This window comes from Rhodobacter xanthinilyticus (assembly GCF_001856665.1).
Lineage (GTDB): Bacteria > Pseudomonadota > Alphaproteobacteria > Rhodobacterales > Rhodobacteraceae > Rhodobacter > Rhodobacter xanthinilyticus.
Map to the genome: position 1 here is coordinate 739,404 of NZ_CP017781.1, position 23,704 is coordinate 763,107.

Genomic DNA, 23,704 nt, shown 5'->3' on the forward strand with positions numbered 1-23,704 from the left:
GCAAGCGCCACGCAATAGATAGGGGGAAAATCTCTGTTTCCGTTCCCGGCAAAAATCGGGCGGAAATGTGGCGGAAACCGGGCACTCCGGTTCCCGCCGCTGATTTATTTGGCCGCGGGGAAGCCCATCGCCTTCAGCGCCTCGGTGATCTCGTCGAGAATCGCCGGGTCGTCGATGGTGGCGGGCATCTTGTAGGCCTCGCCATCGGCGATCTTGACCATCGTGCCGCGCAGGATCTTGCCCGAGCGCGTCTTCGGCAGCCGGTCGACCACGGTGGCGAGCTTGAAGGCCGCAACCGGGCCGATCTGATCGCGCACGAGGCCCACACATTCCTTCACGATCGTCTTGTGATCGCGCTCGCAGCCCTTGTTGAGGCACAGGAACCCGAGCGGCTGTTGGCCCTTGAGGTCATCGGAAATGCCGATCACCGCGCATTCGGCGACATCGGGATGCGAGGCGAGAACCTCCTCCATCGCCCCGGTCGAGAGCCGGTGGCCCGCGACGTTGATCACGTCATCGGTGCGCGCCATGATGTAGAGATAGCCGTCCTCATCCATGTAGCCCGCGTCGCCGGTCTCGTAATAGCCCGGGAAATGCTCGAGATAGCTCTTCTTGTAGCGCGCCTCGGCGTTCCAGAGCGTGGGCAGCGTGCCGGGCGGCAGCGGCAGCTTGATCGCGATCGCGCCGAGCTCGCCCGGCTTGAGCGGATGGCCGCCCTCATCGAGCACCTGCACGTCATAGCCCGGCATCGCCACCGAGGGCGAGCCGATCTTGGTCGGCAGCTCTTCGATGCCGATCGGGTTCGCCGCGATCGCCCAGCCGGTCTCGGTCTGCCACCAGTGATCGACGACCGGCACGCCCAGATGCTCCTGCGCCCATTTCACGGTGTCCGGGTCCGCCCGCTCGCCGGCGAGGAACAGCGCTTGCAGGTCATGCAGCTTGTAGCGCTTGATCCACTCGCCCGTCGGGTCTTCGCGCTTGATCGCGCGCAGCGCGGTCGGCGCGGTGAAGAAGCTCTTGATCCGGTTGTTCTGGATCACCCGCCAGAACACGCCCGGATGCGGCGTGCCGACCGGCTTGCCCTCGAAGACGACCGTGGTCGCCCCCGCGATCAGCGGCCCGTAGCAGATATAGCTGTGGCCCACGACCCAACCCACGTCGGAGGCGGCCCAGAACCGATCCCCCGCCTCGATGTTGTAGATCGCCTTCATCGTCCAGCTCAGCGCGACGAGATGGCCGCCGGTGTGGCGCACGACGCCCTTCGGCTGGCCGGTGGTGCCCGAGGTGTAGAGGATATAGGCCGGGTGGTTGCCCTCGACCGGCACGCAATCGGCCGGTTTCACGCCATACTGGAACCCGTGCCAGGAGAAATCGCGGCCCTCGACGAGCTTGGCAACCTCTTGTTCGCGCTGGAAAATAACGCAGAACTCGGGCTTGTGCTCGGCCTGGTCGATGGCGGCATCGAGGAGCGGCTTGTAATGCACGACGCGGTTCGGCTCGAGCCCGCACGACGCCGCGATGATCGCCTTGGGCTGGCAATCGTCGATCCGCACCGCGAGCTCATGGGCCGCAAAGCCGCCGAACACCACCGAATGGATCGCGCCAAGCCGCGCACAGGCCAGCATCGCCTCGAGCGCCTCGGGGATCATCGGCATGTAGATGATGACCCGGTCGCCCTTCTCGACGCCGCGCATCCGCAGCGCGCCGGCGAGCGAGGCCACGCGCTGTTGCAGCTCCTTGTAGGTGATGCCCTTGGTCGAATGGGTGATCGGGCTTTCGTGCATGATCGCGATCTGGTCGCCGCGACCGGCCAGAACATGGCGGTCGACCGCGTTCCAGCAGGTGTTGACCATGCCGTCCGAGAACCATTCATAGAGCGGGGCGTTGTCGTCGAAGAGCGCCTTCGAGGGCTTCTCATTCCAGTCGATCGCTTCGGCTGCCTGCATCCAGAACCCGTTCGGGTCGGCTTTCCAGTTGGCGTAGACGTCCGTGTATCCCATAGCGTGCCTCCTCCAAGCTTGAACGCTTGTTAGGCAGGCGGAAAGATTCCCGCAAGATTGTTGCAGGGCCCCGAGGCATTTTGATACGAAATATTTGCAGAATTACGCCGAAGCTCTCCGCAAATCTATGCAAACCCTGCGTCACTATGCAGGGTTACGCTTCGTGAATATCGGATTTGCAAATTTTCCACGATTTGCAACATGGGGCGGCCCGCAAGCCGCCCCACCTGCCGTCAGCCGTAATGCGCCACCGGCGTGCCCGCCAGCGCCGACATGTTCAACAGCCCCCGCGTGGTGATCGAGGGGGTGACGATATGGGCCTTGTTGCCCATCCCCATCAGGATCGGCCCGACCTCGAGCCCGCCGGCCTTCGCCTTGAGGATGTTGCGCACCCCCGAAGCCGCATCGGTATTGGCGAAGATCAGCACATTGGCCGAGCCCTCGAACCGCGCCTCCGGCATCAGCCGCGCGCGGATCTCGGGGTCGAGGGCCGCGTCGATATGCATCTCGCCCTCATAGGCGAAATCGGGCTCGCGCGCGTCGAGCATCTCGAGGGCGGCGCGCATCCGACGCCCCGAATCGGTGTCGAGATTGCCGAACTGGCTATGCGAGCACAGCGCCACCTTCGGCGTGAGCCCGAAGCGGCGCACATGCCGCGCCGCGCCGATCACCGTGGCGGTGATCTCGGCCGGGGTCGGCTCATGGTGGACATGGGTATCGGCGATGAAGAGCGGCCCGTCCTCGAGGATCATCAGGCTGAGCGCGCCGACCGGGTGCAGCCCGTCGCGCGCGAGCACCTGGCGGATGTAGTTGAGATGCCACAGATATTGCCCGAAGGTGCCGCAGATCATGCTGTCGGCATCGCCCCGATAGACCGCGACCGCCGCGATCGCGGTGGTGTTGGTGCGCATGATCGCGCGGGCGAGGTCCGGCGTCACGCCGCGGCGCGCCATCAGCTCGTGATAGGTGCCCCAATACTCGCGGTAGCGCGGGTCGTTTTCCGGGTTCACGATCTCGAAATCCGCCTCCGGCCGGATCGGCAGGCCCGCGCGTTCGCAGCGCGCCGCGATCACCTCGGGCCGCCCGATCAGGATCGGCCGGTCGGTGGTTTCCTCGAGCATCGCATTGGCCGCGCGCAGCACGCGCTCGTTCTCGCCCTCGGCGAAGATGATCCGCCGGCTGACGGTGGCCGCGGCCTCGAAGACCGGCCGCATCAGCAGGGCGGATTTGAACACCGAGCCCTCGAGCGCGCGCTTGTAGGCGCCCAGATCCTCGATCGGGCGGGTGGCGACGCCGGTCTCCATCGCGGCCTTCGCAACCGCCGAGGAGACCACCCCGATCAGCCGCGGGTCAAAAGGTTTCGGGATCAGGTAATCGGGCCCGAAGGTCATCCGCTCGCCGCGATAGGCCGCCGCCGCCTCGGCCGAGGTCGTGGCCCGCGCCAGCGCCGCGATCCCCTCGATACAGGCGAGCTGCATCTCGTCGTTGATCGTCGTGGCGCCGACATCGAGCGCGCCGCGGAAGATGAACGGGAAACAGAGCACGTTGTTGACCTGATTGGGGAAATCCGACCGCCCCGTCGCGATGATCGCCTCGGGCGCGACCGCGCGCACCGCATCGGGCAGGATCTCCGGCGTCGGGTTCGCCAGCGCAAAGATCACCGGCCGCGGCGCCATACGCGCCACCATCTCGGGCTTGAGCACGCCCGGCCCCGAGAGCCCGAGGAACATGTCCGCCCCGTCGATCACCTCATCGAGCGTGCGCTTGTCGGTGGCCTGCGCATAGGCCGCCTTTTGCGGGTTCATATCCTCCGTGCGGCCCTCGTAGACGAGGCCATGGATATCGCACAGCCAGACGTTCTCGCGCTTCACCCCGAGCTTGAGCAGCATGTTGAGGCAGGCGATCCCGGCGGCGCCGCCGCCCGTCGAGACGATCTTGATCTCGTCGAAACGCTTGCCCGAGATATGCATCGCATTGGTCGCCGCCGCCCCGACCACGATCGCGGTGCCGTGCTGGTCATCGTGGAACACCGGGATATTCATCCGCTCGCGGCAGATCTTCTCGACGATGAAGCAATCGGGCGCCTTGATATCCTCGAGGTTGATCGCCCCGAAGGAGGGCTCGAGCGCGCAGACGATCTCGGCGAGCTTTTCCGGGTCGGGCTGGTTCAGCTCGATGTCGAAGGCGTCGATATTGGCGAATTTCTTGAAGAGCACGGCCTTGCCCTCCATCACGGGCTTGGCCGCCAGCGCGCCGATATTGCCAAGGCCCAGCACGGCGGTGCCGTTGGTGACCACCGCGACAAGATTGCCCCGCGCGGTATAGCGCGCCGCGGTCGCAGGGTCGGCCTTGATCTCGAGACAGGCCTCCGCAACCCCGGGGCTGTAGGCGCGGCTCAGGTCGCGCCCGTTCGCGAGCGGCTTCGTCGCCCGGATCTCCAGCTTCCCGGGTTTGGGGAATTCGTGATACTCGAGCGCCGCGTGGCGCGCGGCGTCGTGCCGTGCCTCTTCCATGTTTGCCTCCCAGAAACTGGTTTAGCCTTAAACTATTTCCCTGCGCGGGGGAATAGGCGCGATCGGCCCGGCGCGCAAGGCGGCCTTGCGCGGGCGGGGCTGCCGACGCGGCAGCGCTTGCATCGGCGCTCGGCCCGGCGCAGAGTCGGAAATGAACCTTTTGGACAAATCACGGTTGGACAAATCAAGGGGGTCTGCCCATGTCGCTTCTCGAAGAGGCCCGCGCGGTGCGCGAAAATGCCTATGCGCCCTATTCGCGCTTCAAGGTCGGCGCGGCGGTGCGCGCGGCCTCGGGGGCGGTCTATCGCGGCGTGAATGTCGAGAACGTGGCCTACCCGGAGGGCACCTGCGCCGAGGCCGGCGCGATCGCGGCGATGGTGGCGGCGGGCGAGACCGAGATCACCGAGGTCGCGGTGATCGCCGACAGCCCGAGCCCGGTGCCGCCCTGCGGGGGCTGCCGCCAGAAGCTCGCCGAATTCGCCCGCGCCGAGGTGCCGGTGACGCTCGCGACCCTCTCGGGCGCGCGGCTCGACACCACGGTGGGCGATCTCTTGCCCGGCCGGTTCGATCAGAGCCATATGGAAAATTGCTGATGGATGCGCGTTCGGTGATCATGGCGGTGCGCGATGGCGCGGGGCTTGCGCCCGAGGCCGCGCGCTGGTTCGCCCAAGGGCTTGCGAGCGGCGCGGTCTCGGATGCGCAGGCGGGCGCCTTCGCGATGGCGGTGCTGCTCAAGGGCATCGGCCCCGCGGGGCGCGTCGCGCTGACCCGCGCGATGCGCGATTCCGGTCAGGTGCTCGCCTGGGATCTGCCCGGCCCGGTGATCGACAAACATTCGACCGGCGGCATCGGCGATTCCGTCTCGCTGCTGCTCGCGCCGGCGCTGGCGGCCTGCGGGGTCTTCGTGCCGATGATCTCGGGGCGCGGGCTGGGCCATACCGGCGGCACGCTTGACAAGATGGAGGCGATCCCGGGCTATCGCGCGCTGCCCGGCGTCGAGGCGCTGCGCAAGGTGGTGGCCGAGGTCGGCTGCGCGATCGTCGGCGCGACCGAGGAGATCGCCCCGGCCGACAAGCGCCTCTACGGCATCCGCGATATCTCCGGCACGGTCGAGAGCATCGACCTGATCACCGCCTCGATCCTGTCGAAAAAGCTCGCGGCGGGGCTCGGGGGGCTGGTGCTCGACGTCAAGGTGGGCTCGGGCGCCTTCATGGCGCGCGCCGAGGAGGCCCGCGCCCTGGCCGAGAGCCTGGTGCGCACCGCAAATGACGCGGGCTGCAAGACATCGGCGCTGATCACCGATATGAATCAAAGCCTTGGGCATTCGGCGGGCAATGCGCTCGAGGTGCTTGAGGTGATGGAATGTCTCACCGGCTCGGCGGTGAACGAGGCGCTTTGGGATGTCACCGCGGCGCTTGGCGGCGAGGCGCTGGTGCTGGCGGGCAAGGCCGCCGATCTCGACGCAGGCGCCGCGATGATCGACGCCGCGCTCGAGAGCGGGCGCGCGGCCGAGATCTTCGGGCGGATGGTCGCGGCACTCGGCGGGCCGCTCGATTTCGTCGAGCGCTACCCCGATCGGCTGCCCTCGGCGCCGGTGTTTCGCATGGTGACGAGCCCGCGCGCGGGCTTTGTCGCGCGGGTCAATGCGCGGGCGCTGGGCGAGGCGGTGGTGCGGCTGGGCGGCGGACGGCTGGTGGGCACCGACAAGGTGAACCCCGCGGTCGGCCTCTCGGGGCTGGCGGTGATCGGCGAGGAAATGGCGCCGGGCGAGCCGCTTGCGATGATCCATGCGAGCACCGAGGCCAAGGCCGAGGAGGCGGTGCGCGCGGTGCTCGCGGCCTATGAACTCGCCGAAGATCTGCCCGAGGAGCCCGCGCTGATCCATGACCGCATCGGCCCGGAGGATGTCGCATGAGCCGCGCCTTTCTGATCGTGATGGACAGCGTCGGCATCGGCGGCGCGCGCGACGCGGAGCGCTTCTTCAACGACGGCCGCCCCGATACCGGCGCCAATACGCTCGGCCATATCGCCGAGGCCTGCGCCGCGGGCCGCGCCGAGGAGGGCCGCACGGGCCCCTTGCGGCTGCCGGTGCTCGATCGGCTCGGCTTTGGCGCGGCGGCGGAACTCGCCTCCGGCACCCGCCCGGCGGGGCTCGATGCGGCGCCGCAGGGCCTCTGGGGCGCGGCCAACGAGGTCTCGAAAGGCAAGGATACGCCGTCGGGGCACTGGGAGCTCGCCGGCGTGCCCGTGCCCTGGGAGTGGCATTATTTCCCGAGCGTTACCAACAGCTTCCCGCCCGATCTCGTCGCCGCTGTCGCCCGCGCGGCGGGCACCGAGGGGATCTTGGGCAATTGCCACGCGCCGGGCACCGCGATCATCGAGCGCCTCGGCGCGGAGCATCTGCGCACCGGCTGGCCGATCTGCTACACCTCCGCCGACAGCGTCTTCCAGATCGCCGCGCATGAGGAGAGCTTCGGCCTCGCGCGGCTTTTGAAGCTTTGCGAGGATGTCGCGCCGATCCTGCACGGGATGCGCGTCGGCCGCGTCATCGCGCGCCCCTTCGTGGGCGCGCCCGGCGCCTTCACCCGCACCCCCAACCGGCGCGATTTCGCCATCGCGCCGCCGGCGCCGACGCTCCTCGATTGGGCCACCCGCGCTGGCCGCACCACCCATGCGATCGGCAAGATCGGCGATATCTTCAGCCACCGCGGCGTCAGCCATCTGCACAAGGGCAAATCCGACGCCGACCTGATGGATCACCTGATCCGCCTCGCCACCGAGGCCGAGGAGGGCAGCCTGACCTTCGCCAATTTCGTCGAATTCGACAGCCTCTACGGCCATCGCCGCGATATCTCGGGCTATGCCCGCGCGCTCGAGTGGTTCGACGCGCGGGCGGGCGAATTTTTGGCGCGTCTCGGCCACGGCGATCTCGCGATCTTCACCGCCGACCATGGCAACGACCCGAGCTGGACCGGCACCGACCACACCCGCGAGCGGGTGCCGGTGCTCGGCTGGGGCTATGGCGCGCGCGCCGTGGGGCAGGTGGGTTACGTCGATGTGGCGGCCTCGGTGGCGGCGCATCTGGGGCTCGGGGCCGAGGGGCCGGGCCGCTCGTTTATCGAATGAAAACAAAGACAAAGGACAGGGATATGACCGAACATCTGACCGTTGTGGACCACCCGCTCGTGCAGCACAAGCTGACGCTGATGCGCGAGAAAGACACCTCCACCGCCTCGTTCCGGCGGCTCCTGCGCGAGATCAGCCTGCTCTTGGCCTATGAGGTCACCCGCGGGCTCGAGCTGACCACCAAATCGATCGAGACGCCGCTCGAGCCGATGGAGGCGCCGATCCTTGATGGCAAGAAGCTCGCGCTGATCTCGATCCTGCGGGCGGGCAATGGCCTGCTCGACGGCATCCTCGAGCTGATCCCGGCGGCGCGGGTGGGTTTTGTCGGCCTCTACCGCGACCCCGAGACGCTCAAGCCGGTGCAATATTACTGCAAGGTGCCCGCCGAGCTCGAGGATCGCCTGACCATCGTCGTCGACCCGATGCTCGCCACCGGCAACAGCTCGGTCGCGGCGATCGACCTCTTGAAGGAGAAGGGCGCGAAGAACATCCGCTTCCTGTGCCTGCTGGCGGCGCCCGAGGGCGTTGCGCGGATGAAAGAGGCCCACCCGGATGTGCCGATCGTCACAGCATCTGTGGACAAATATCTCAACGATCATGGATATATTGTCCCCGGGCTAGGGGATGCGGGCGACCGCATGTTCGGCACTAAATAAAGCCTTTCTCCTTTACTCAGCGACAATCTTCCGGCATTTTGCCCATAGGTGACATGGGGGCGATAATGCGGTTCGGGCGGTTTCTCTCTTCGGCGATGGTGTTGGCGGTGATGGGCGGGGCGGCTTTGGCCTCGGACATGGACCTCAACGGGCCGACCGAGGTGCCGCCGCCGAGCTTCAAGGGCCGCCAATATGTCGATAGCGCGGGCTGTGTCTTCGTCCGCGCAGGCTTTGGCACCTCGGTGAGCTGGGTGCCGCGGGTGACGCGCGATCGCAAGCAGCTGTGCGGCTACAAGCCCACGCTCGCGCCCGGCGCGCCGGTGATCGACGTCGCGAAATCGGCGCCCGCCCCGGCGCCGACCCCCGCCCCGACCCCCGCCCCGGCCCCGGCCGCCGCGCCCGCAAAGCCGGTGATCGCGGCCGCGCCCGCCCCGGCCAAACCCGCGCCCGCCCCGGCCCAGACCCGCCCGGTTTCGCCCTTCACGCCCACCCCGGGCGTCGGCGCGCCGATGGCGACGATCGCGCTGAAAACCACCCCGCCGACGATCGGCAAAGCCGCTGCGCCGGTCGAGATGGCGGTTGCGCCGCCCAAACCTGTCGTGCCCGCGCCCGCGCCCGCCCCGGTGGCCGCCGCCGCGCCGGCGCCGGGCCGCTATGTCTCTCCCTATGCGATCAGCATCGCCGCGACGCCGCAGGCCACCGTCGCCGCGCCCAGGCCGGTCGTCGCGCCGCAGCCCGCGCCGAGCCCGGTCGCCATCGCCGCCGCGACCCCGGTGACCATCATCGGCTCGGAAACCGTGACCGCCCCCGCCGCCTGCCCGAACGGCGCGCCCGTCGCGCAACGCTATTTCCTCTCCGATGGCCGGCGCGTGCTGCGCTGCGGGCCGGAGCGGGGCGACCCGGTCGCCTTCATCAACCGCGCCAATCTGCCGGGTCTGCAGGTCGCGGGCCTCTCGGGCGCCGTCGCGGCCGCCCCGGCGCCGGTTTACGCCGCCGCCCCGACGGCCCCCGCCGCCCCGGCCCCCGCGCCGAGCCGCGCGGCCTATGTCAGCCCCTATGCCCTTCCCGACAGTGTTTACGTCAACCACGCCGCCAGCAACGTCGCCCCGCTCGCGCCGGTGCAGGTCTCGACGAAATCGCTCAGCGGCTACCGCCCGGCCTTCGATGACGGCCGCCTGAACCCCTATCGCGGCGCGCGCACGGCGGCGGGCGATGCGATGCAGGGCCAGATCTGGACCGACACCGTGCCCGCCAAGCTGATCCCCGGCGCGCAGCCGCAAGCGCTGACCCAGCCGCTGATCCCCGAGGCGCGGATCTCGAGCAAATCGGCCCCGCGCATCGCCCCGCCGGCGCCGGTCGTGAAGGCCGCCGCGCCCGCCATCGCCGCCACCGGCTTCGTGCAGGTCGGCAGTTTTGGCCAACCCGGCAATGCCGAGGGCGCGAAAGCGCGGCTGCGGGCGCTCGGTCTGCCGGTCTCAACAGCGCGGGCGGGCAAGCTCACGATCGTCTATGCCGGGCCGCTGACCGGCGCGGCGCTGCCGCAGGCGCTCGCCTCGGCGCGGGCCTCGGGCTTTGCCGACGCCTTCATCCGCTGAGATCAGTCGCTGCAGATCCCCTGCAGGGCGACCCATTGCGCATCTTCGAGCACCGGCCGCGGCGCGGGCTGGCCCTTGAACGGGTCCGCCTCGATCAGCCCGAGCACGCTCTCGCCCGAAGGGTCGCGCGCGAAAGCATAGGGCGTCGAGGACACCCCGGCCGCCGCAAAAGCTGCGAGCAGCGGCTCATCGGCGGGGGGCGGGGCCGGGTTGGCGAGCACCTCCTCGCCATAACCCGCGAGCGCCGTCTCGGGCAAATCGCCGGTCGTCAGCAGCCAGAACGCCGCGCGCGCCCCCTCATAGCGCAGCAGCCGCAGGAGCGGGTCCTCTTGCGCCGCGCCGAGGCTCGCCGCGATGATCTCGCCCGCCGCGACCTCGGGCGTATCAGGGCCCTCGACCGTCTCGCGCCCGATCACCACGAGCTTGCCCGGCAAAAGCCGCGCGCCCTTGAGCCCCTCGGGGAGAACGGCGATCGCGCTCGGCCCGGCGATCCGCTCGGCGAGCGCGGTGAGCGCGCGGGTGCCCGCCCGGCTCGCACAGGGCTGGCCGGTGAGCTTGGTCAACTCGCCCAGAACCTGCTGGCCGATCTCGACACGTTTGGCCTCCGGCGCGACCCGCGCGGCCTGCGCGATCAGCGCGCCGGGCAGCCAGAACACCGCCAGCGCCAGCGCCGCCGCCGCCGCCCCGCCGCCAAGCCAGCCGCGCAGCCGCCCCGGATGCGGGCGCCGCGCCTCGAGCACCGCATGGACCTTCTCGATCGCGCCGATCATCACCGGATCGTCGATCTCGACCTCTTCGCCCTCTTCCTCGGAGGGCGCATAGATCGCCGGCCGCTTGCCCGGGTTGCGCCGCACCATCGCCGGCAAGGACCAATGCGTCAGCGCCCGCGCCGAGCGCCCGTCCGCGATCATCAGCGTCGCATCGCCGAACACGACGATCACCTCGCGGCGCTGCGCGAGCGGGCCCTCGCGCCAGATCGCGGGGGCTTCCAGCCGTTCATATTGCGGGAGTGCGGTCATCCGGCCCTATATCTGCTCTCGTTTCGTGCAGGATAGACGAACCCGCCCCGGGGTCAATGCGCCGGGCCGAAAGAAAAGGGGGGCCGCCGGGCCCCCCTCGGATTTCCGCCGCAAGATCGGCTCAGTCGAGCAGCTTCGCCACCGCGCGCAGCTCGAACTTCTGGATCTTGCCGGTCGAGGTCTTCGGCAGATCGGCGAAGACGACGCGTTTGGGGGTCTTGAAGCCCGCCAGACGCTCGCGGCAGAAGGCCATGATCTCCTTGTCGGTGACCTCGGCGCCGTCCTTGAGCTCGACAAAGGCGCAGGGCACCTCGCCCCATTTCTCGTCGGGCTTGGCCACCACCGAGCACAGCGACACCGCCGGGTGCGCCGCGATCACGCCCTCGACCTCGACCGAGGAGACGTTCTCGCCGCCCGAGATGATGATGTCCTTGGCGCGGTCGGTGATCTTGACGTAGCCGTCATCATGCATGAAGGCGATGTCGCCCGAGCGGAAATAGCCGCCCTCGAAAGCCTCCTGCGTCGCCTGCGGGTTCTTGAAATAGCCCTTCATGACCGAGTTGCCGCGGATCACGATCTCGCCCAGATGCACGCCATCGCGGGCGACCTCGTGGCCGTGGTCATGGACCGAGACGGTCTCGACCATCGGCATCAGAACCCCGGTGCGGGCCTTGATATCGGCGCGTTCCTGGCCCTCGATGCCGTTCCAGGCCGGTTTCCAGTAGCAGGCGGTCGCCGGGCCATAGACCTCGGTGAGGCCGTAGACCTGGGTGACGTTGAAGCCCAGCGGCTCGATCGCGGCGAGCGTCGCGGCCGGCGGCGGGGCGCCCGCGGTGAAGACTTCGACGATATGGTCGAAGGGGCGGCGGTCGCTGTCCTTGCAGTTGATGATCGTGTTCAGAACGATCGGCGCGCCGGCGAAATGGGTCACGCCATGATCGGCGATCGCGTCATAGATCGCCTTCGCCGTCACATCGCGGCAGCACACGGTCGTGCCGCCGAGCATCGGCATCATCCACGGATGGGTCCAGCTGTTGCAATGGAAGAGCGGCACGATCGTGAGCAGCACCGGATACATCTGCATCTGCCACGACAGCGCGTTGCCCATCGTCGCGAGATAGGCGCCGCGATGGTGATAGACCACGCCCTTGGGCTTGCCGGTGGTGCCCGAGGTATAGTTCAGCGCGATCGATTCCCATTCATCCTCGGGCATGATCCAGTCGAACATCGGGTCGCCCATCGCGACGAGCTCTTCATATTCGAGGTAATGCCCGCCGGGCTCGAAGCCATGCTCGGGGTCGGCCACCTCGATGATCTGCGGCGGCGTGCCGTGCATCTGTTTGCAGGCGGCCTCGGCGAGCTTGAGGAACTGGGTGTCCACCAGCGCCATCTTCGCGCCGGAATGTTCGAAGATATAGGTGACGGTATCGACATCGAGCCGCGTGTTGATCGCATTGAGGATCGCGCCACAGGCCGGCACGCCGAAATGCGCCTCAAGCTGCGGGCCGGAGTTCGGCAAGATCGAGGCGACCACATCGCCCGAGGCGATGCCGCGTTCCTTCAGCGCCGAGGCGAGCTGGCTTACCCGCGCGTGGAATTCCACATAATTGCGCTGGATCGAGCCATAGATCATCGCGGTGCGTTCGGGGAAGACCTCGAGCGCGCGGTTCAGATGCGAGAGCGGCGTGAGCGGCACGAAGTTTGCCGCGCATTTCTCCAGCCCGGTTTCATCGGCCAACCATCCCATCGCTATCCTCCCAAGGTAATCCGCAGATGTCGGAAAAAATGTCGTTTCCGGGGGAGATAATTGAGCGCGGCGCGGCGAAAGGGAAGGGGGGGCACCGGGCCGCTGAAAGAAAATTACGCTACGTCATCGTGAACGATAATCATACTCTCAAAGCGGCGCTGCTGATCGGGCTTTATGCGGTCATCATCGGCTATACCGACAACCATGTCCGCGTTATCGCTAACGAAATCGGGCTATGGCAATTTCACCTCATGCGGACCGCGATGGCGGCGGTGGCGCTGGCGCTCGCGGCGCCGATCCTGGGTTTGCGGCTGCGGCCGGTGAACGCGCGGGCGGTGGCGGCGCGCTCGGCGGTGCATGGCGTGGCGATGATGTGCTATTTCGGCGCGCTGGGCTTCTTGCCGGTGCCGCAGGTCTCGGCCGGGCTCTTCACCGCGCCGATCTTCGTGCTGCTGATTTCGCGCTTCGTCTATGGCGCGCAGATCGGGCCGGTGCGGATGATCGCGGTGGGCCTCGGCTTTGCCGGGGTGCTGATGATCCTCGGGCCGCAGGTGATGAACATCGGCCCGGCGGCGGCGGTGCCGGTTCTGGGCGGCGCGCTTTATGCGCTGGGCAATATCGCGCTGCGCGAATGGTGCCCGCAGGAAAGCGCGACGACCATGACGGCGGGGTTCTTCGCCGCGATGGGGGTTTTCGGGCTGATCGGCATGGGCCTGACCGCGGCCTTTAACATGCCCTTCGAGGCGGGGTATCTCCTACGCGGGCCGGCCTGGCCCTCGGGCACGGCGCTGTGGTGGATCGCGGTGCAGGCGGTGGGCTCGCTCGTCGCGGTGGGGCTGATGGTGCGCGGCTATCAGCTCACCGAACCCTCGCGCGCCTCGATCTTCGAATATGTCGCGCTGCCGGCGGCGGCGCTCTGGGGCTGGGTGCTCTTTGGCGAGGCGCCGCTGGCGCGCGAATGGCTCGGAATGGGGCTGATCTGGCTGGCGGGGCTCCTCATCGTGCTGCGCGGGCGCTAAGGTCGCGCCATGATCATCTCGCGCGGGCGCCGCTTCATCTTTGTCCATATCCCGAAAACCGGGGGCACGGCGCTCAGCCTTGCGCTCGAGGCGCGGGCGATGGCCGATGACATCCTGATCGGCGATACCCCAAAAGCGCGCCGCCGTCGGGCGCGGATTGCGGGCGCGCAAACCGCCGGGCGGCTTTGGAAACACAGCACGCTCGCCGATGCGCTTGGCCTTTATACCGAAGCCGAGGCGCGGGCCTGGTTCACCTTCACGCTGGTGCGCAACCCCTGGGACCGGATGGTGAGCTATTACCATTGGCTGCGCGCGCAGAGTTTCGTCCACCCGGCGGTCGCGCTCGCCAAGGAGACCGAGTTCCCGGCCTTTCTCGCCGCGCCGCTGACGCGGGCGAGCTTTGCCGCCGCGCCTTACGGGAGCTACCTGCGCCTGCCGGGCGGGCCGGAGGCGGGGCAGTTTCTGCGCCTTGAGCATCTCGAGGAGGATGCCGCCGCGCTCGAGGCGCATCTGGGCTTTCGGGTGACGCCACTGCGGCGCGCCAATGCGTCGGCGCGCGCGCGCGACTGGCGCCGCTATTACAGCGACGCGGATGCGGCGCTGCTGGCCGAGATCTGTGCCGAAGATATCGCGCGTTTTAAGTATTCTTTCTGACTGGTTACCGCGCTCCCGGGGATTGCGCGCGCGCCGCGCAACAATCGCGCCGATCGGCCAAAATTGCGCGGGGCAGGGGCGACAGTGCCTGAATTGCGCCTTAATCAAGCCGCGAAAAATCCCTTTGAATCACCCGAAATGGCCCCATCAGGAAACGCGCCGGGGCCGCCCGGGACCAACGAGGGAAACAAGCGATGTTCGGACTGTCTGCTGCCAAACGCGCCCGTATCTGGGAAGACGACGCCGCTTTCGACGGGTTCATCGCCGAGCAATGGATCGGGGCCGCCTCGGGGCTGGGTCAGGCCGAGGGCCTCGTCGCCGGCACCCGGATCGCCACCGCGATGGGCTGGCGCCCGGTCGAGGCGATGGCCGCGGGCGATAGGGTGATGACCTTCGATCACGGCCTGCGCCCGGTGGTTTCGGTCACGCGCTGCCAGCTCTGGACCGGCACCAGCCCTTGCCCGCGCCATCTGATGCCGCTCGCGGTGCCGACCGGCGCGCTGGGCAACGGCTCGCCGATGCTGCTCCTGCCCGAACAGAATGTGCTGGTCGAAAGCGATCTCGCCGAGAGCGTCTTTGGCGACCCCTTCGCGCTGATCCCCGCTGCCGCGCTCGAAGGCTTCCGCGGCATCGACCGGATCACGCCGCACCAGCGCGTCGAAGTGATCGTGCTGCACTTCGAGGAAGATGAAGTGATCTACGCCAATGGCACTGGGATGATCCATTGCGGCTCGGTCCATGGCACCACCGTCACCAACCTCTTCGATGACAGCGCGCTCTACTCGGCGCTGCCGCTCGACATGGCGCGCGCGATCGTCAAATCGCTGGGCGAGGCGGAGGGCGCGCTCGTCTGAGCGCCCCGCCAAACGCGCGAGACCAAATGAAAAGCCGGGCCCAGGGGCCCGGCTTTCAGCGTTCAAAAGGGGGGGGGCTCAGGCCGCTTTCGCAGCCTGACCCGCGCCATAGCGGCCGTAGAAGCTCTCGCCCGTCGCCGCCAGATCGCGCAAGAGCGCCGGCGTCTCGAACCGCGCCCCGAAGCCCGCGGTGAGATCGTCGCAGATCTCGACCGCGCGCGCGGCACCCAGGATATCGAGCCAGGAGAACGGGCCGCCCGACCAGGGCGCGAAGCCCCAGCCCAGGATCGCGCCGACATCGCCTTCGCGGATATCCTCGAGCACGCCTTGTTCAAACGCGCGCACCGCCTCGAGCACCTGCGCCATCATCAGACGGTGCTGCACCTGCGCAAGCTCGGGCTGCTCGGCGGCCTCGGGGTATTGGGCGGCAAGCCCCTCCCAGAAATCGCCGCGCTTGCCGGCCTCGTCATAGGTGTAGAAGCCCGCCTTGTTCTTGCGCCCGAGGCGGCCTTCGCCGGCCATCCAGAACAGCACCTCATCGACCGCCGCATCCGGGTAGGCCTCGCCCATCGCCGCCTTGGTCGCCTTGGCGATCTTCACGCCGAGGTCGATCGAGGTTTCATCGACGAGTTGCAGCGGCCCGAGCGGCATGCCCAGAAGCTTCGCCGCATTCTCGATCAAGGTCGGCGAGACGCCCTCGGCGACCATGCGGATCCCCTCGTTGATATAGGGGATGATGCAGCGGTTGGCGTAGAAGAAGCGCGCGTCGTTGACCACGATCGGGGTCTTCTTGATCTGGCGCACGAAATCGAGCGCCTTGGCGACCGCGACCGGCCCGGTCTGCTCGCCCTTGATGATCTCGACAAGGAGCATCTTGTCGACCGGCGAGAAGAAGTGGATGCCGATGAATTGCTCGGGGCGGGCCGAGGCCTTGGCGAGCATCGAGATCGGCAGGGTCGAGGTGTTGGTCGCGAAGACCGCATCGGCGGGGATCACGGCTTCGGCCTGCGCGGTGACGCCGGCTTTCACGGTCGGGTCCTCGAACACCGCCTCGACGATCAGATCACAGCCCGCGAGCGCGGCGTAATCGGTGGTCGCGGTGATCTTGGCGAGCAGGGCTTCCTTCTGCTCCTCGGTGGCCTTCTTGCGGCTGATCGCCTTGTCCATCAGCCCGGTCGAATAGGCCTTGCCGCGGTCCGCCGCCTCCTGAGCCGCGTCGATCAGCACCACCTCGATGCCGGCCTTGGCCGAGACATAGGCGATGCCCGCGCCCATCATGCCGGCGCCGAGGATGCCCACCTTCTTCACCGTCTGATCGGCGACGGCGGGGCGGTTCGCGCCCTTCTCCAGCGCTTCCTTGTTGATGAAGAGCGAGCGGATCATCGCCGTCGAGGAGGGGTTCATCAGAACCTTGGTGAACCAGCGCGCCTCGATCTTGAGCGCCTGATCGAAGGGCACGAGCGCGCCTTCATAGACCGCCGAGAGGAGCGCCTTGGCCGCCGGATAGACGCCCATGGTCTTGCCATGGACCATGGCGCTGGCGCCGACGAAGGTCATGAACCCCGCCGGATGATAGGGCGCGCCGCCGGGCATCTTGTAGCCCTTCGCGTCCCACGGCTTGACGAGATCCGCGTCCGAGGCGCCCAGAACCCAGGCCTTGGCCGCCGCCACCGGATCCTCGACCACCTCGTCGACGATCCCCGCCGCGCGGGCCTTCTTCGGGTCGGAGAGCTTGCCCTCGAGCAGGAACGGCGCCGCGACCATCGCGCCCATCTTGCGCACGAGCCGCGTGGTGCCCCCGGCGCCCGGGAAGATCCCGACCATGATCTCCGGCAGGCCGATCTTGGCCTTCGGGTTGTCGGCGGCGAAGATCCGATGGGTGGAGAGCGGCAGCTCGAGCCCGATGCCGAGCGCGGTGCCCGGCAGCGCCGCCGCGATCGGCTTGCCCCCTTTCAGCGTCTTCGGGTCCATGCCCGCGCGCTCGATCTTGCGCAGCACCTTGTGCATCTGCATCACGCCCGCGAAGATCGCCTCGGCGCCGCCTTCGCGCATCTGCGCGATGACGTTGAGATCCATGCCGCCGGCGAAATCCTTCTTGCCGGAGGTGATCACGACGCCCTTCACGGCCGCATCGGCCAGCGCCTGATCGATGAAGCTGTCAAGGAGCGCAAAGCCCTCGAGGCTCATCACGTTCATCGATTTGCCGGGCACGTCCCAGGTGATGACGGCCACGCCATCGGCGCCGAGTTCGTAGGTAAAATCAGCCATTTGTCTCTCCCCAGACTCAGACGCGTTCAATGATCGTGGCGGCGCCCATCCCGGACGCGATGCACAGCGTGGCGAGGCCCATCGACAGGTCGCGCCGCTCGAGCTCATCGAGCAGCGTGCCGATGATGATCGCGCCGGTGGCGCCGAGCGGGTGGCCCATCGCCATCGCGCCGCCGTTCACGTTCACCTTGTCGGGCGAAACGTCGAAGGCCTGCATGAAGCGCAGCACCACCGAGGCGAAGGCCTCGTTGACCTCGAAGAGATCGAGATCCTTGATCGAGAGGCCCGAGTCCTTGAGGATCTTCTCGGTGACCGGCACCGGGCCGGTGAGCATGATCGTCGGGTCGGTGCCGATCTTGGCGGTGGCGCGGATCCGCGCGCGCGGCTTGAGCCCGTGGGCCTCGCCGAATTCCTTCGAGCCGATCAGCACCGCCGCCGCGCCATCGACGATCCCCGAGGAGTTGCCGGCGTGGTGGATGTGGTTGACCGCCTTCAGATGCGGGTATTTCAGCATCGCCACCTTGTCGAAACCGGGCATCATCTCGCCCATGTCCTTGAACGAGGGCTTGAGCTTGGCGAGGTCTTCGACCTGGGTGCCGGGGCGCATGTATTCATCGCGGTCGAGGATCACGAGGCCGTTCTGGTCGAGAACCGGCACGATCGACTTGGCAAACCGGTTGTCGGCCCAGGCCTCCGCCGCGCGGCGCTGGCTTTCCACGGAGAGCGCATCGGCCTGCTCGCGGGTGAAGCCGTATTCGGTCGCGATGATATCGGCCGAAATGCCCTGCGGAACGAAATAGGTCTTCATCGCGAGCGAAGGGTCGACGGCGATCGCCGCGCCATCCGAGCCCATCGCGACCCGGCCCATCATCTCGACGCCGCCGGCGATATAGGCCTGGCCCGCGCCGCCCTTGACCTGGTTGGCGGCAAGGTTCACCGCCTCCATGCCCGAGGCGCAGAACCGGTTGATCGCGAGGCCGGGGATCCGCTCATCGAGATCGGAGAGCAGCACCGCCGAGCGCGCGAGGCACCCGCCCTGTTCGCCGACCTGGGTGACATTGCCCCAGATCACGTCTTCGACCGCATGGCCCTCGAGGCCGTTGCGTTCCTTGACCGCGTTCAGAAGCCGCGCCGAGAGCGCCACCGAGGTGACTTCATGCAGGCTTCCATCCGGGCGGCCCTTGCCGCGCGGCGTGCGGCACGCGTCATAGATATAGGCTTCGGTCATCTTTCCTCCTCAGGCCCGGTCCGCAGGGTTGCCGGGCATCATGTCATAAGGGTGTTGCCAGCCCGGCAGCGCCGCGATGCGGTCGAGCCAGGCCGAGATGGCGGGGAAATCTTGCCGCGCGAACCCGAAGGGCTCGGGGTAGTAGAGATAGGAACAGCAGGCGCAATCGGCGAGCGTCGGGCCCGCGCCGACCATCCAGTCGCGGGTCGCGAGATGGGTCTCGAGCGTGGCGAGCGCGGCCTTCACCCGCCCGCCGAGCCAAGCGATCGCGCCTTCGGGGCGCTTCGCCTCGGGCAGGAAATTCATCATGAAGCGCTGCGCGCCGAACTGCGAGCTGCCCTTGTGGTTATCCCAGAAGAGCCAGCGCATCACCTCGGCGCGCTCGCCCGGCGCGCCCATCAGCTTGCCGGTCGCCTCGGCGACATGGAGCTGAATCACGGCCGATTGGCTGAGCACCAGATCGCCCTCGACGAAGACCGGCGCCTCGCCCATCTCGTTGAGCGCGAGATAGTCGGGCCGCCGCGTCTCGCCGCCGAAGAAATCGACAAAGACCGGCTCCCAGGGGTAGCCCGCAAGCGTCATCGTCAGCGCGGCCTTGTAGGCGTTGCCCGATTCCCCGAAGCAATAAAGTTTGGCGGTCATGCTGATCCCTCCCAAGATCCCGGGCATATTGCCACGAACTGACGCGAACGTAAGGCCCCCGCGCCCGAGATGGCGCAACGTCATATCGGCGTGTCGCTGCGTCCAGTCTGGGGATTTGCGTATTTTTGCCAAGAAGAAACGCAGCGTAGGGCTTTGTTAACCAAGTTTGGCGAAGCTGGGGGCGCGGTACAGGCGGGCGCGCCGATGACCGCCCAAGGAGAAGCCGCCCCGGTCGGGAGTGAAGCTCTCATATTGGGGTTGGACCGACCCCCTCGGCCGGGGCGCACCTTTGCCCCGAAGAAAACCCGCCTGGTTTCTTCTTGGCAAAAATACGCAAATTCGACGCCGGGGCAGGCGGGCGCTCAGGCCTTGCGATCCTCGAGCTCGGCCTTGAACAGCCGCAGCCGCGCGGTCAGGTTCTCGTGATGGGTGACCGAGTTGAAATGCTCGAAGAGGAACACGAGCGCCTCATCCGCGCTCAGCCCCGCCTCGGCGGCAAAGCGTTGCAGCGTGCGGTAGGCGTCATTGGTCATCGAGACCGGAAAGCGGCGGGTCATGCGCAGGCGTTTGGGCATCAGTCCTCCGGGGATTGGTGGGAGACGCGCACGCGCTCGGTGGTTTGCGCGCCCGGGATCGCGAGGCCCGAGAGCCAGCCGTGGCGGCCCTCGATGCCCCATTGCTGCACCGGGGTGAAGGGCGCCGAGGCGGGCAGCGAGCCCGAGGTCAGCTCGATCGCATCCGAGCCGATCTGGCGGTAGAAGAGTGGCGTCCCGCAGGCTGCGCAAAAGCCGCGCTCGGCGAGATCGGAGCTGCGGAAGACCGCGGGGGGGCCGTGCCAGGTGACGCGGGCGGCGGCGACCTTGAGGAGGGCTGCGAAGGGGCCGCCGGTCGCGCGCTGGCACATCCGGCAATGGCAGATCGAGGCAAGCGCGGGCCCGGCCGCGAGCTCATAGCGCACCGCGCCGCATTGGCAGCCTCCGCGGACGGCGGGAAACTCGCTCTCGTCTGGGTCCATTTCGCTCTCCGTTCTGGCCTGAGCCTAGGGCCTGCGCGGCGCCGATGCCAGCGCGAAAGCGGCCCTTGAAACCGCCCCGCCCGCGCGCCTATCTCTGGGGCAGGGCCGCGCCGGCCCGGGGAGAGTGTGATGCGCAACGCGGCCCTCGTTCTGGGGATCATCGGAGGGCTGGTGGCCATGCTGGTGGGGTTTTTCGGCTACGGCTACACCGAGGTCGTGCGCAGCCATGCCGAGGTGGGCGAGATGTTCGGCCAGGTGCAGAACCCGGGCCTGATCCGCGCGGCGAGCTTTCTGGCGCCGATGATGGCGATCGCGGGGGGCGCGATGGCGAAGATCCGCGCGCTCTGGGGCGGGGGGCTGATGCTCGCGGGCGGGGCGCTTGTCTGGTATGCCTTCGGCTTTGGCGCCTTCACCATGTTCCCGATCGGATTTTGCCTGCTCGGCGGGGTGCTCGCGATTGCGGCGGGCAAGCCGGATGAGGCGAAGGCGCATTTTTGAAGGGGCTGTGCGGGACGAAGCCGCCGCTGGGCATCTCTGTCTAGATGTCCGCTTACGAGCGTCTCGAGGCTACACTGGCTGCCGTAATCTTGCCCGAGACCTGTATTAAGAGGATGACTGTGAAGATGTTTTGAGGCCAGTGATGAACGATCATAAGCACGAAGTTCATGGAATTATGTGCGGACACGTGCACACCAACGAACGCCCCCTTAGACTGATCGAACATGGTCCAGAGGGTCAATGGGACTTCATGTGCGGTGAGCATGACCACGATACTCAAGAAGCAATAGATGCGGCAGTTGTGGTTTGTAAGAGCTGTGCAATGACTGGCTATCTCTTGCCACTCAAAGTGCAAGAGTTGCCTGCCAACCATATTGCAGAACTCGATGCACAAACGGAGAGTTGGAACGTCCGAGAAATGACCGCTGAAGAGATTGCGGAATACTACGAGGATTGAGAGAACATCGAAGCAAAAAAGGCTGAATTTGAAATTAGGTGAATTGTTGTTTCAACAGGGGGCCTTCCGAAACAGCCATTCGTGCACTCCGCAGCATTCTGTACTCTGGGCTCGGAGCGGTCATTCCCCCCCAAAAAACGCAAACGGCGCCCCTTGGGGCGCCGCTGTCGTCTCTGTCGATCCGATCAGAACTGATCGACGCTCAGCGCCATGACCGGGTCCGCGCCGCTTTCGATCCGCGCCAGGTGCATCGCGCAGGCCGGCATCTGCCGCGCCATGTAATAGCGGCCGGTGGCGATCTTGCCCTCGTAGAAGGCGGTATCGCTCGCGCCGGTGTCGAGCGCCGCATAAGCCGCCTTCGCCATCCGCGTCCACATCAGCCCGAGGCAGACATGGCCCATCAGATGCATGAAGTCATAGCTGCCCGAGAGCGCCGCATTCGGGTTCTTCATGCCGTTTTGCATGAAGAACATCCCCGCCGCCTGAAGCTGCTTCGAGGCCGTCTTCAGCGCATCGGTGAAGGGCGCCATCCGCGCGTCGGCGTCATGGGCCTTGCACTCGGCCTTGACCATCTCGAAGAAGGCCATGACATGCTTGCCGCCATCCTGCGCGAGCTTGCGGCCCACGAGGTCGAGCGCCTGCACGCCGTTCGCGCCCTCATAGATCATCGTGATCCGCGCATCGCGCGCGAATTGCGACATGCCCCATTCCTCGATGTAGCCGTGCCCGCCATAGACCTGCTGGGCGAGCACCGCGGTCTCGAAGCCCTTGTCGGTCAGGAAGCCCTTGAGCACCGGCGTCATCAGCGAGATCAGCCCCTCGGCCGCCGCGTCATCGGCCTTGTGCGCGCGGTCGATCAGCGAGGCGCCCCAGAAGGTGAAGGCGCGCGCGCCCTCGAGGAACGATTTCTGATCCATCAGCGAGCGGCGGATATCGGGGTGCACGATCAGCGGATCGGCCGGGCCCGCGGGGTTCTCGGTGCCGGTCACGGCGCGGCCCTGCAGACGGTCCTTGGCATAGGCGAGCGCGTTCTGATAGGCGGCCTCGGCCACCGCATAGCCTTGCAGGCCCACGCCCAGACGCGCCTCGTTCATCATCGTGAACATCGCGCGCATGCCCTTGTGCAGATCGCCCAAGAGCCAGCCCGTCGCGCCGTCATAGTTCAGCACGCAGGTCGAGTTGCCGTGGATGCCCATCTTCTCCTCGATCTTGCCGACCGAGACCGCGTTGCGCGCGCCAAGCGAGCCATCCTCGTTGACGAGGAACTTCGGCACGATGAAGAGCGAGATCCCCTTGGTGCCTTCGCCGCCGCCGGGCGCCTTGGCGAGCACCAGATGGATGATGTTCTCGGCCAGATCATGGTCGCCCGCCGAGATGAAGATCTTCTGGCCGGTGATCTTGTAGGAGCCGTCGTCCTGCGGCTCGGCCTTGGTGCGCATCATCCCAAGGTCGGTGCCGCAATGCGGCTCGGTCAGGTTCATCGTCCCGGTCCATTCGCACGAGACCATCTTCGGCAGATATTTCGCCTTCTGCTCGGGCGTGCCATGCGCGTGGATCGCCGAATAGGCGCCATGCGTCAGGCCCTGATACATGTTGAACGCCATGTTGGCCGAGACGAACATCTCGCCCACCGCGCAGTTGAGCACATAGGGCATGCCCTGCCCGCCATATTCCGGGTCGCAATCGAGCGCGGTCCAGCCGCCCTCCTTCATCGCCTCGAAAGCGGCGTCAAAGCCCGTCGGCGTGCGCACGACGCCGTTTTCGAGCACACAGCCCTCGGTATCGCCCACGATATTGAGCGGCGCGAGCACTTCGGCCGAAACCTTCGCCGCGGCATCGAGGACAGCCTCGGTGAACTCGCGGTCCATCTCCTCATAGCCGGGCACACCGGCCTCGGACACTTTCAGAACCTCATGCAGAACGAACTGCATGTCCTTGGTATTGGCGTTATAAACGGGCATGTCTTCCTCCCTAAGTCAGTCTCACAGCGCGCTGCGCTCCGGGCTCTCCCCCGCCAGCGTGCGCTCGCCCCAATCGATCTGGTCGGCCAGCTCGGCAATCGCCTGGCCAAGCTCCTCGCGCTGCTGCTCCATCTCCTCCATCCGCCGCCGCGCCACTTTCAGCGTCTCGGCGAGCTGGGTCTTCTGCTGATCCCCCATCGTGTAGAGATCGAGCAGCTGGCGGATATCCTCGAGGCTGAAGCCGAAGCGCTTGCCGCGCAAGATCAGTTTCAGCCGCGCCCGGTCGCGCCGGGTGAAGAGCCGCTTCTGGCCCTCGCGGATCGGGAACAACAGTTCCTTGCTTTCGTAAAACCGCAAGGTGCGCGGCGTCACATCGAACGCGTCGCACATCTCGCGGATCGTCATCACCTCTTCAGTCATCGCTCTGCCTCTCTTGTCCCGACGTAACGCGA

At 67.2% G+C, this 23,704-nt stretch carries 21 protein-coding genes; 10 read left to right on the forward strand and 11 right to left on the reverse strand.

Features of this window, described 5'->3' with window-relative positions; translation table 11 throughout:
* Positions 1 to 104 precede the first annotated feature (104 nt).
* Both prpE and LPB142_RS03690 read right to left on the reverse strand, forming a co-directional pair.
* A complete protein-coding gene (gene prpE, locus LPB142_RS03685; RefSeq protein ID WP_071165547.1) occupies positions 105 to 2,000 on the reverse strand; it encodes a propionate-CoA ligase PrpE in 1,896 nt (631 codons plus the stop codon).
* Positions 2,001 to 2,233: 233 nt separating this feature from the next.
* Positions 2,234 to 4,513, reverse strand: coding sequence for an NADP-dependent malic enzyme (locus tag LPB142_RS03690; protein WP_071165548.1), 2,280 nt, complete (start codon positions 4,511 to 4,513; stop codon positions 2,234 to 2,236).
* Between the two features lie 200 nt (positions 4,514 to 4,713).
* Here LPB142_RS03690 and LPB142_RS03695 point away from each other — a divergent pair, with 200 nt between their 5' ends.
* The 5 genes from LPB142_RS03695 (at position 4,714) to LPB142_RS03715 (ending at position 9,890) form a co-directional block, all read left to right on the forward strand.
* Complete coding sequence (locus tag LPB142_RS03695) at positions 4,714 to 5,106, forward strand: cytidine deaminase (RefSeq protein WP_071165549.1); 393 nt, start codon at positions 4,714 to 4,716, stop codon at positions 5,104 to 5,106.
* A complete protein-coding gene (locus LPB142_RS03700) occupies positions 5,106 to 6,428 on the forward strand; it encodes a thymidine phosphorylase (protein ID WP_071165550.1) in 1,323 nt (440 codons plus the stop codon). The genes LPB142_RS03695 and LPB142_RS03700 overlap by 1 nt, the downstream gene beginning before the upstream one ends.
* Positions 6,425 to 7,639: a phosphopentomutase gene (locus LPB142_RS03705; RefSeq protein WP_068767186.1), complete on the forward strand. Its 1,215-nt coding sequence runs from the start codon at positions 6,425 to 6,427 to the stop codon at positions 7,637 to 7,639. Before LPB142_RS03700 ends, LPB142_RS03705 begins: the two co-directional genes overlap by 4 nt.
* 23 nt (positions 7,640 to 7,662) lie before the next feature.
* Positions 7,663 to 8,295 (forward strand): uracil phosphoribosyltransferase, encoded by a 633-nt coding sequence (upp, locus tag LPB142_RS03710; RefSeq protein WP_068767185.1) that lies wholly within the window; start codon positions 7,663 to 7,665, stop codon positions 8,293 to 8,295.
* 65 nt (positions 8,296 to 8,360) lie between these two features.
* A complete protein-coding gene (locus tag LPB142_RS03715) occupies positions 8,361 to 9,890 on the forward strand; it encodes an SPOR domain-containing protein (protein WP_071165551.1) in 1,530 nt (509 codons plus the stop codon).
* 2 nt (positions 9,891 to 9,892) lie between these two features.
* On the opposite strand, the gene LPB142_RS03720 is transcribed toward LPB142_RS03715, so the two are convergent.
* Both LPB142_RS03720 and LPB142_RS03725 read right to left on the reverse strand, forming a co-directional pair.
* Positions 9,893 to 10,909, reverse strand: coding sequence for a hypothetical protein (locus LPB142_RS03720; protein WP_071165552.1), 1,017 nt, complete (start codon positions 10,907 to 10,909; stop codon positions 9,893 to 9,895).
* A 121-nt stretch (positions 10,910 to 11,030) separates the two neighbouring features.
* Positions 11,031 to 12,656: an AMP-binding protein gene (locus LPB142_RS03725; protein ID WP_071165553.1), complete on the reverse strand. Its 1,626-nt coding sequence runs from the start codon at positions 12,654 to 12,656 to the stop codon at positions 11,031 to 11,033.
* 128 nt (positions 12,657 to 12,784) lie between these two features.
* Here LPB142_RS03725 and LPB142_RS03730 point away from each other — a divergent pair, with 128 nt between their 5' ends.
* The 3 genes from LPB142_RS03730 (at position 12,785) to LPB142_RS03740 (ending at position 15,183) form a co-directional block, all read left to right on the forward strand.
* On the forward strand, positions 12,785 to 13,675 hold the full coding sequence (locus LPB142_RS03730; RefSeq protein ID WP_232230959.1) for a DMT family transporter: 891 nt from the start codon (positions 12,785 to 12,787) through the stop codon (positions 13,673 to 13,675).
* Positions 13,676 to 13,684: 9 nt separating this feature from the next.
* Positions 13,685 to 14,329 (forward strand): sulfotransferase family 2 domain-containing protein, encoded by a 645-nt coding sequence (locus LPB142_RS03735; protein WP_071165554.1) that lies wholly within the window; start codon positions 13,685 to 13,687, stop codon positions 14,327 to 14,329.
* A gap of 194 nt (positions 14,330 to 14,523) precedes the next feature.
* Entirely contained in the window at positions 14,524 to 15,183 is a 660-nt protein-coding gene (locus LPB142_RS03740; protein WP_071165555.1) for a Hint domain-containing protein, read from the forward strand.
* Between the two features lie 78 nt (positions 15,184 to 15,261).
* Here the strand turns inward: LPB142_RS03740 and LPB142_RS03745 are convergent, their stop codons facing one another.
* The 5 genes from LPB142_RS03745 to LPB142_RS03765 form a co-directional block, all read right to left on the reverse strand.
* On the reverse strand, positions 15,262 to 17,451 hold the full coding sequence (locus tag LPB142_RS03745; RefSeq protein ID WP_071165556.1) for a 3-hydroxyacyl-CoA dehydrogenase NAD-binding domain-containing protein: 2,190 nt from the start codon (positions 17,449 to 17,451) through the stop codon (positions 15,262 to 15,264).
* Positions 17,452 to 17,467: 16 nt separating this feature from the next.
* Complete coding sequence (locus LPB142_RS03750; RefSeq protein WP_071165557.1) at positions 17,468 to 18,679, reverse strand: acetyl-CoA C-acetyltransferase; 1,212 nt, start codon at positions 18,677 to 18,679, stop codon at positions 17,468 to 17,470.
* A 9-nt stretch (positions 18,680 to 18,688) separates the two neighbouring features.
* Positions 18,689 to 19,321: a glutathione S-transferase family protein gene (locus LPB142_RS03755; RefSeq protein ID WP_071165558.1), complete on the reverse strand. Its 633-nt coding sequence runs from the start codon at positions 19,319 to 19,321 to the stop codon at positions 18,689 to 18,691.
* A 362-nt stretch (positions 19,322 to 19,683) separates the two neighbouring features.
* Positions 19,684 to 19,896 (reverse strand): hypothetical protein, encoded by a 213-nt coding sequence (locus LPB142_RS03760; RefSeq protein WP_068767175.1) that lies wholly within the window; start codon positions 19,894 to 19,896, stop codon positions 19,684 to 19,686.
* Positions 19,896 to 20,336 (reverse strand): GFA family protein, encoded by a 441-nt coding sequence (locus tag LPB142_RS03765; RefSeq protein ID WP_068767174.1) that lies wholly within the window; start codon positions 20,334 to 20,336, stop codon positions 19,896 to 19,898. The genes LPB142_RS03760 and LPB142_RS03765 overlap by 1 nt, the downstream gene beginning before the upstream one ends.
* Positions 20,337 to 20,465: 129 nt before the next feature.
* Between LPB142_RS03765 and LPB142_RS03770 the strand changes: the two genes are divergently transcribed.
* Both LPB142_RS03770 and LPB142_RS18940 read left to right on the forward strand, forming a co-directional pair.
* Entirely contained in the window at positions 20,466 to 20,834 is a 369-nt protein-coding gene (locus LPB142_RS03770) for a hypothetical protein (protein ID WP_068767258.1), read from the forward strand.
* A gap of 142 nt (positions 20,835 to 20,976) precedes the next feature.
* Positions 20,977 to 21,291, forward strand: coding sequence for a hypothetical protein (locus tag LPB142_RS18940; protein WP_156506903.1), 315 nt, complete (start codon positions 20,977 to 20,979; stop codon positions 21,289 to 21,291).
* Positions 21,292 to 21,476: 185 nt separating this feature from the next.
* Here the strand turns inward: LPB142_RS18940 and LPB142_RS03780 are convergent, their stop codons facing one another.
* Positions 21,477 to 23,252 (reverse strand): acyl-CoA dehydrogenase C-terminal domain-containing protein, encoded by a 1,776-nt coding sequence (locus tag LPB142_RS03780; RefSeq protein ID WP_071165559.1) that lies wholly within the window; start codon positions 23,250 to 23,252, stop codon positions 21,477 to 21,479.
* Positions 23,253 to 23,273: 21 nt separating this feature from the next.
* On the reverse strand, positions 23,274 to 23,672 hold the full coding sequence (locus LPB142_RS03785; RefSeq protein ID WP_071165560.1) for a MerR family transcriptional regulator: 399 nt from the start codon (positions 23,670 to 23,672) through the stop codon (positions 23,274 to 23,276).
* Between the last annotated feature and the right edge of the window lie 32 nt (positions 23,673 to 23,704).

Coding starts and splice junctions, on each gene's coding strand:
- prpE (WP_071165547.1), bottom strand. CDS start 2,000: ATGGGATACACGGACGTCTACGCCAACTGGAAAGCCGACCCGAACGGG.
- LPB142_RS03690 (WP_071165548.1), bottom strand. CDS start 4,513: ATGGAAGAGGCACGGCACGACGCCGCGCGCCACGCGGCGCTCGAGTAT.
- LPB142_RS03695 (WP_071165549.1), top strand. CDS start 4,714: ATGTCGCTTCTCGAAGAGGCCCGCGCGGTGCGCGAAAATGCCTATGCG.
- LPB142_RS03700 (WP_071165550.1), top strand. CDS start 5,106: ATGGATGCGCGTTCGGTGATCATGGCGGTGCGCGATGGCGCGGGGCTT.
- LPB142_RS03705 (WP_068767186.1), top strand. CDS start 6,425: ATGAGCCGCGCCTTTCTGATCGTGATGGACAGCGTCGGCATCGGCGGC.
- upp (WP_068767185.1), top strand. CDS start 7,663: ATGACCGAACATCTGACCGTTGTGGACCACCCGCTCGTGCAGCACAAG.
- LPB142_RS03715 (WP_071165551.1), top strand. CDS start 8,361: ATGCGGTTCGGGCGGTTTCTCTCTTCGGCGATGGTGTTGGCGGTGATG.
- LPB142_RS03720 (WP_071165552.1), bottom strand. CDS start 10,909: ATGACCGCACTCCCGCAATATGAACGGCTGGAAGCCCCCGCGATCTGG.
- LPB142_RS03725 (WP_071165553.1), bottom strand. CDS start 12,656: ATGGGATGGTTGGCCGATGAAACCGGGCTGGAGAAATGCGCGGCAAAC.
- LPB142_RS03735 (WP_071165554.1), top strand. CDS start 13,685: ATGATCATCTCGCGCGGGCGCCGCTTCATCTTTGTCCATATCCCGAAA.
- LPB142_RS03740 (WP_071165555.1), top strand. CDS start 14,524: ATGTTCGGACTGTCTGCTGCCAAACGCGCCCGTATCTGGGAAGACGAC.
- LPB142_RS03745 (WP_071165556.1), bottom strand. CDS start 17,451: ATGGCTGATTTTACCTACGAACTCGGCGCCGATGGCGTGGCCGTCATC.
- LPB142_RS03750 (WP_071165557.1), bottom strand. CDS start 18,679: ATGACCGAAGCCTATATCTATGACGCGTGCCGCACGCCGCGCGGCAAG.
- LPB142_RS03755 (WP_071165558.1), bottom strand. CDS start 19,321: ATGACCGCCAAACTTTATTGCTTCGGGGAATCGGGCAACGCCTACAAG.
- LPB142_RS03760 (WP_068767175.1), bottom strand. CDS start 19,896: ATGCCCAAACGCCTGCGCATGACCCGCCGCTTTCCGGTCTCGATGACC.
- LPB142_RS03765 (WP_068767174.1), bottom strand. CDS start 20,336: ATGGACCCAGACGAGAGCGAGTTTCCCGCCGTCCGCGGAGGCTGCCAA.
- LPB142_RS03770 (WP_068767258.1), top strand. CDS start 20,466: ATGCGCAACGCGGCCCTCGTTCTGGGGATCATCGGAGGGCTGGTGGCC.
- LPB142_RS18940 (WP_156506903.1), top strand. CDS start 20,977: ATGAACGATCATAAGCACGAAGTTCATGGAATTATGTGCGGACACGTG.
- LPB142_RS03780 (WP_071165559.1), bottom strand. CDS start 23,252: ATGCCCGTTTATAACGCCAATACCAAGGACATGCAGTTCGTTCTGCAT.
- LPB142_RS03785 (WP_071165560.1), bottom strand. CDS start 23,672: ATGACTGAAGAGGTGATGACGATCCGCGAGATGTGCGACGCGTTCGAT.